The 5,043-nt window shown below is 72.4% G+C and carries 9 protein-coding genes; 6 read left to right on the top strand and 3 right to left on the bottom strand.

The features are described 5' to 3' along the window. Positions 1-401 precede the first annotated feature (401 nt). Positions 402-1,583, top strand: coding sequence for a DUF2786 domain-containing protein (locus E2E34_RS31190; RefSeq protein ID WP_138905211.1), 1,182 nt, complete (start codon positions 402-404; stop codon positions 1,581-1,583). 93 nt (positions 1,584-1,676) lie between these two features. Here the strand turns inward: E2E34_RS31190 and E2E34_RS31195 are convergent, their stop codons facing one another. The 3 genes from E2E34_RS31195 to rpmB are packed head-to-tail and all read right to left on the bottom strand — an operon-like array spanning position 1,677 to position 2,761. Then, positions 1,677-2,180, bottom strand: coding sequence for a hypothetical protein (locus E2E34_RS31195; RefSeq protein WP_138905212.1), 504 nt, complete (start codon positions 2,178-2,180; stop codon positions 1,677-1,679). A gap of 39 nt (positions 2,181-2,219) precedes the next feature. After that, positions 2,220-2,525 carry a 30S ribosomal protein S14 gene (gene rpsN / locus E2E34_RS31200; RefSeq protein ID WP_138905213.1) on the bottom strand — a complete coding sequence of 102 codons (306 nt, stop codon included), beginning with the start codon at positions 2,523-2,525 and terminating at the stop codon, positions 2,220-2,222. Beyond that, positions 2,525-2,761: a 50S ribosomal protein L28 gene (gene rpmB, locus E2E34_RS31205; RefSeq protein WP_138905214.1), complete on the bottom strand. Its 237-nt coding sequence runs from the start codon at positions 2,759-2,761 to the stop codon at positions 2,525-2,527. The genes rpsN and rpmB overlap by 1 nt, the downstream gene beginning before the upstream one ends. Before the next feature lie 51 nt (positions 2,762-2,812). Between rpmB and rpmG the strand changes: the two genes are divergently transcribed. The 5 genes from rpmG (at position 2,813) to E2E34_RS31230 (ending at position 5,014) form a co-directional block, all read left to right on the top strand. Then, the gene (gene rpmG, locus E2E34_RS31210; protein WP_138905215.1) at positions 2,813-2,977 is read left to right on the top strand and encodes a 50S ribosomal protein L33; all 165 of its coding nucleotides are present in this window, start codon (positions 2,813-2,815) and stop codon (positions 2,975-2,977) included. Positions 2,978-3,014: 37 nt separating this feature from the next. Then, positions 3,015-3,260: a type B 50S ribosomal protein L31 gene (locus E2E34_RS31215; RefSeq protein ID WP_138905216.1), complete on the top strand. Its 246-nt coding sequence runs from the start codon at positions 3,015-3,017 to the stop codon at positions 3,258-3,260. Then, complete coding sequence (locus E2E34_RS31220; protein ID WP_138905217.1) at positions 3,260-4,408, top strand: CobW family GTP-binding protein; 1,149 nt, start codon at positions 3,260-3,262, stop codon at positions 4,406-4,408. Before E2E34_RS31215 ends, E2E34_RS31220 begins: the two co-directional genes overlap by 1 nt. Continuing rightward, positions 4,408-4,653 carry a 30S ribosomal protein S18 gene (gene rpsR / locus E2E34_RS31225; protein WP_138905218.1) on the top strand — a complete coding sequence of 82 codons (246 nt, stop codon included), beginning with the start codon at positions 4,408-4,410 and terminating at the stop codon, positions 4,651-4,653. The genes E2E34_RS31220 and rpsR overlap by 1 nt, the downstream gene beginning before the upstream one ends. Positions 4,654-4,771: 118 nt before the next feature. Next, the gene (locus E2E34_RS31230) at positions 4,772-5,014 is read left to right on the top strand and encodes a DUF397 domain-containing protein (protein ID WP_189715548.1); all 243 of its coding nucleotides are present in this window, start codon (positions 4,772-4,774) and stop codon (positions 5,012-5,014) included. The last annotated feature ends 29 nt before the right edge of the window (positions 5,015-5,043 follow it).

The following is a 5,043-nucleotide window of genomic DNA, read 5'->3' on the forward strand; positions in this document are numbered from 1 at the left end:
GTGCGGGTGGCTGCGGGTGCGGGTGCGGGTGAGAGTGCGGCTGCGGCTGCGCGGGGGTGCTGGTGCCGGGGCTTCGGGGTCGGTGCCGCGCCGGGGCGTCTCCTCGGGCGCCGAACGTTCGGGTACTGCTCACGGTCGTTCGGCGTGGTTGCGTTCGACGCCCTGCGGGGAGCGCCCCGACACGTCCCCTCCGGGCAGCTCGGAGCGCGAAGCCGGGTCTGTCGCGGGACGTCCTCTCCTGGCTGCTCGGAGCGTGATGCCGGGTCTGTCCCGGGATGTTCTCTCCTAGCTGCTTGGGGCGTGATGCCGGGTCTGTCGCGGGACGTTCCGGCGCCGCTCAGCTTGTCGTGCGACCAGCTCCCGGGGTATGCCTGGCCCTGCCGCGTGACACCATCGTGGGCATGGAGCAGGTGGAGAAGGCGATATCCGCGGCGGTGTACGCCGAAGGCGACGCGGGCCTCGACCTCGGCGCCTCGCTGATCGCCGCCGCGCCCTGGCCCGCGGCGGGGCGCGAGATCCTGCGGCGCGGCGAGGAGCTGGTACGCCGGGCCTGGGAGCGGGGCTGGCAGCCCGCCGACGTCGTACGCCTCGTCCGCCGCGACCTCGACGACCGCCACGTGCGCCTGACCACCGACCTGATCGCCGCCGAGAACCGCAGGTACGCGCGGACGGCCCCCCGCTGGGAGGCACAGCTGCGCGAGCTCGAAGCGGTCCGGCCCTGGTGGCACGACGACGAGCGGTACGCCGACGAACTGGCCGCGCGCGAGCGGACGGACCGCTTCTCGCTCGCCACGGCGCACCTCGAACTGTTCCGCCTCCTCGTCCGCCTCCCCTCGATCGAGCCGGTGGGCCCGCCCCCGGGCGAGTCCTCACACGTACGTGCGCACGCGGCCACCCCCGACGAGCCGCGCATGCTCAGCCGCATCCGCGCGCTGCTGGCCAAGGCGGAGGCGACCGACTACCCGGACGAGGCGGAGGCCCTCACCGCCAAGGCGCAGGAGCTGATGGCCCGCCACAGCATCGACGCCGCGCTGCTGTCCGCGCAGGGGCACACCGGCGACGTGCCTGCGGCCTGCCGGATCGGCGTGGACGCGCCGTACGAGACGGCCAAGGCGGTCCTGCTCGACGCGGTCGCCGGCGCGAACCGCTGCCGCGCGGTGTGGAACAGCGGCTTCAACTTCTCCACGGTCGTCGGCTTCGAACCCGACCTGGAGTCCGTCGAGCTGCTCTACACCTCCCTCCTCGTGCAGGGCACGGCGGCGATGACACGGGCGGAGGCGGCGCAGCGGGCCGGCGGCCGCAAGCGCACGAAGGCGTTCCGCCAGGCCTTCCTGACGGCGTACGCGAGCCGGCTCGGCCAACGCCTGTCGGAGGCGACGGGTCACGTGACGCAGGAGACGGACGGCTCGCTGCTGCCGGTGCTCGCGGCGCGGGACCTGGCGGTGGAGGACCGGGCGGAGCGGATGTTCCCGGCGACGACGTCCACGCGGGTGCGCGGCGTCAGCGACCACGCGGGCTGGGAACACGGCACCGCGGCGGCCGACCGCGCCAGCATGGGGCCCCGCCCGGGCGTGACCCGCTGACCGTCCCGGCCCCGGCCCGCCCCGGGCCCTGTACGACGAAGGGCCGCGGCCCCCGGAGGGAACCGCGGCCCGCGCGTACTCGCCGACGTGTCGTCAGGAACCCGGCAGCTTCGGCAGATCCGAGGGCATCCCCTCCGGCAGCTTGTCGCCGGCGGCGGACTTCCTGAAGGTGTCCTTGATCCCGCTGCCCCACTTCACGGTGATCGAGTCGCCGCCGGCGCCCGGGGTGACCACCCCGGTCGTACGGTCGGCGTTGCCGTCGGCGCACTTCAGCCTCAGCGTCACCTTGCCGCCCTCGGCGACCGTGCCGGTGCAGACGTGCTCACCGGCCACCGCCGCGTCGGACCCCTGGATGATCAGCGCGATGATCTTCCCGTCGGTCGTGGCGACCCAGGACCCGGCGACGTCCGCCGACGTCCCCTGATCCCCGCCGGGCGGGGTGCTGTTCTGTCCGCCTCCGCCGCTCGTGCCGTTCGCGCCGGTGTCCTTGCCCTTGTCGCCGCCGGCGTCCGCGCCGTTGTCGCCGCTGCAGCCGGTCAGGACGAGGGTGGCGGCGACGGCCGCCGCCGCGACGGTGGTACGTACGTACTCACGCACTCCGGACTCCCCAGATTCGGTAGGTCGGGACGCGCCAAGCTACCAGGAGGACTTGCGTACGCCGGGGAGGAAACCGGCATGCGCCTGCTCCCGCATCCGGACCCGGGAGAGCCCGAACCTCCGGAGGTGGCCCCGCGGCCGGCCGTCCACGCTGTCGCGGTTGCGCACCCGCGTGGCGCTCGCGTCGCGCGGCTGGCGGCGCAGCTCCGCCAGGGCGGCGGCGCGGTCGGTGTCCGGCGTTCCGGGCCTGCGGAGGATCTCCTTCAGCTCCGCCCGTCGCTCGGCGTACCGCTCGACGACCGCCTTGCGCCGCTCGTTGCGCGCGATCTTGCTCTTCTTCGCCATCAGACCTTCACCCCCCGGGCGCGGATGCGGGCCACGGCCGCCTCGACGCCGATCACGTCGACGGTCTTGATCGCCCGGGCGCTGAGCACGAGCCGCACATGGCGGCCCTCGCTCGCCAGCCAGTAGCGCTTGCGCTGGATGTTCGGGTCGAAGCGACGGGACGTGCGCCGGTGCGAGTGGGAGATGTTGTTGCCGAATCCCGGCTCGGCGCCGGTCAGCTGGCAGTGCGCGGACAAGGTGCGATCACCCCTTCTTGAAAATGGGAACCATTTCCATATACTAACCACATGGCACGCGACGAAGTCCGCCCGATCATCAAGCTCCGGTCCACGGCGGGGACCGGCTACACGTACGTGACCCGCAAGAACCGCCGCAACGACCCCGACCGCATGACGCTGCGCAAGTTCGACCCGGTCGTCCGCCGGCACGTCGACTTCCGCGAAGAGCGCTGACCGGACCAGAAGCCAGACCAGAAGGGGGCATCAGCACATGAAGCCCGGAATCCACCCGCCGTACGGCCCCGTCGTCTTCCGCGACAAGGCCGGCGGCTTCGCCTTCCTCACCCGCTCCACGATGACCAGCGACAAGACGGTGGAGTGGGAGGACGGCCGTACGTACCCCGTCGTCGACGTCGAGATCTCCTCGCGGAGCCACCCCTTCTACACGGGCACGGCCCGGGTGCTGGACACGGCGGGCCGCGTGGAGCGCTTCAAGCGCCGCTACGGGGCGAAGTAGTGGCCGCGAAGGGAAAGCTGCCCGTCGTCATCGTCGGCGGGCTGCACTCCGACGCCCGCAAGGAGGTCGTGGAACAGCTCCTGCGACGGGTCCCCGGGAGCGTCGCGCTGCACCACGACCTCTCGACCGCGGCCGGGGGAACGGTGCGCCGCACGGTCCGCGACAGCCTCGGCGAGAGCGCGTCCGGCGACGCTCCGCTGGTCAACGACTGCGCGTGCTGCGCGCTGCGCGAAGACCTCGTACCGGAGCTGGAGCGGCTGGCCGGCGGCGGTCTCACCCGCCTGGCGATCGTCGAGCTGTGGGACTCGGTCGAGCCGAAGGCGATGGCCGAGGTCGTCGTCGCGCACGGCGGGGACGTGCTCGCCCTGACCGCCGTCATGACGGCGGTCGACCCGGCGCTGCTCCTGCCGTACCTCGGCTGCGGCGACGATCTGGCGGAGGCCGGACTGGCGGCGGCGGCGACCGACCGGCGGACGGTCGCCGACACCTGGGCGCGTCAGCTGGAGTACGCCCCGGTCCTCGCCGTCGTGGACAGCGAGGAGGCGGACGAGCAGGACGAGGCGCTGCTCGCGCAGCTGCACCCGACCGCCCGCAGGGTGGCGGCGGCGTCCGGCGAGCTCGCGGAGGCGGCCTTCGCCGGCTTCGACATCGAGGCGGCGGCGGCCCGCCAGCATCCCGCCTGCGCGCTGCTGCCGCAGGACGCGGACGATCACGGCGTCGGCACCCTGGTGTGGCATCGGAAGCGGCCCTTCCACCCGCAGCGCCTGTACGCGGCGCTGGAGGACCTGACCTGTGCGGCCGCCCGCAGCCGGGGCCGTTTCTGGCTCGCGGACCGCCCGGACACGCTGATGGCGTGGGACGCGGCGGGCGGCGCGCTGTGCGTGGAGAGCGTGGGGCCGTGGCTGGCTTCGCTGCCGGACGCCGCGTGGGAGATGGTGCCGCCCGTCCGCCGGGCGGCGGCCGCGCTCGACTGGCATCCCGAGCACGGGGACTGCTGTCAGCACCTGGTCTTCACGTCGCCGGGACTCGACCGCGGCGGGCTCGAAGAGCTCCTCGAATCGTGCTTGTTGACCGACGCCGAATACGCGGCGGGACGCGATGCGTGGAAGCGCCTGCCGTCCGCTTTTGATTCCCTTCTGGAGGCATGATGTCCCGCCCGTCCCGAGGTAAAGACCCCCGTAAGCCCCTCAAGTCCCGCCCCAATCCGCTGGACGAGGCGGGGATTACGTACATTGACTACAAGGACACCGATCTCCTGCGGAAATTCATTTCGGACCGCGGGAAGATCCGCGGCCGCCGTGTGACAAGGGTCTCGGCCCAGCAGCAGCGGCAGCTCGCCCGGGCCGTCAGGAACGCCAGGGAGATGGCCCTGCTGCCGTACTCCTCGCGCTGACCCCGGGTATCTGTAACCGAGGGAGCACCCCGCGTGCACGTGCATCTGCCCATGCATCAGCAAGTGAACAAAGCTATGATCCGGGGCAGTTGACATCTGCACTTTCCGGGAGCGATCTGTGCACCACGCGTACAACGGCATGGCCGCCACAGAGCTCCACGGGGTGGTCTGGCAGAAGAGCAGGCACAGCAACTCGCAGGGATCCTGCGTGGAGTTCGCCAAATTGCCCGGCGGGAATGTGGCAGTCCGCAATTCGCGGCACCCGGACGGGCCCGCCCTGGTCTACACGCCCGCCGAGATCGAGGCGATGCTGCTGGGGATCAAGGACGGCGAGTTCGACCACCTGACGGCCGGCGGCTGACCGGAACCATCCGGTCCGCCGCCCCGCCC

This window comes from Streptomyces albidochromogenes (assembly GCF_005981925.1).
Classification (GTDB): Bacteria; Actinomycetota; Actinomycetes; order Streptomycetales; family Streptomycetaceae; genus Streptomyces; species Streptomyces albidochromogenes.

Excerpts from the sequence above, each read along its gene's own strand:
- rpmG (WP_138905215.1), top strand. The coding sequence starts at position 2,813 with ATGGCACGCGACGAAGTCCGCCCGATCATCAAGCTCCGGTCCACGGCG.
- E2E34_RS31190 (WP_138905211.1), top strand. The coding sequence starts at position 402 with ATGGAGCAGGTGGAGAAGGCGATATCCGCGGCGGTGTACGCCGAAGGC.
- rpsR (WP_138905218.1), top strand. The coding sequence starts at position 4,408 with ATGTCCCGCCCGTCCCGAGGTAAAGACCCCCGTAAGCCCCTCAAGTCC.
- rpsN (WP_138905213.1), bottom strand. The coding sequence starts at position 2,525 with ATGGCGAAGAAGAGCAAGATCGCGCGCAACGAGCGGCGCAAGGCGGTC.
- E2E34_RS31215 (WP_138905216.1), top strand. The coding sequence starts at position 3,015 with ATGAAGCCCGGAATCCACCCGCCGTACGGCCCCGTCGTCTTCCGCGAC.